Raw genomic sequence first — 613 nt, forward strand, 5'->3', positions numbered from 1 at the left:
CTTCCGTTATTCCCTCCGCCTCGGCCCAGTGTCCGGACGTGCAAGTGGTGTTCGCCCGCGGCACCGGTGAAGCACCGGGTGTGGGCCCCACCGGTCAGGCCTTCGTCGACTCGTTGCGCCAGCGCGTGGGCTCACGGTCCTTCGACGTCTATCCGGTCAACTACCCCGCCACCGACCAGTGGGACACCGGCATCGACGGCGTCAGAGACGCGGGCGCCCACGTGGTTTCGATGGCCCACGACTGCCCCAACACCAAGATGGTGCTCGGCGGCTACTCCCAGGGCGCGGCCGTGATGGGCTTTGTCACCTCGGCCGCCGTGCCCGACGGCATCGACCCCAACACCGTGCCCAAACCCTTGGACCCCTCGGTGGCCAGCCACGTCTCCTCGGTCGTGCTGTTCGGCATGCCCAACGTGCGGGCCATGAACTTCCTCGGTGAACCGCCCGTCGTCATCGGACCCACCTTCGTCGACAAGACCGTCAAGGTCTGCGCCACCGAAGACCCGGTCTGCTCCGACGGGATGAACTTCGCCGCCCACGACACCTACGCCGACGACGGCGCCATGATCGACAAGGGCGTCGCCTTCGCCTCCAGCCACCTGGGCACCGACGC

General features: G+C 68.0%; 1 protein-coding gene. It reads left to right on the forward strand.

The features are described from left to right. On the forward strand, positions 1 to 613 hold a 613-nt coding region (locus tag A5688_RS26290; RefSeq protein WP_120312608.1), incomplete at both ends, for a cutinase family protein.

The sequence above is a fragment of the Mycobacterium mantenii genome, from assembly GCF_001667865.1.
GTDB classification, from domain to species: Bacteria; Actinomycetota; Actinomycetes; order Mycobacteriales; family Mycobacteriaceae; genus Mycobacterium; species Mycobacterium mantenii_A.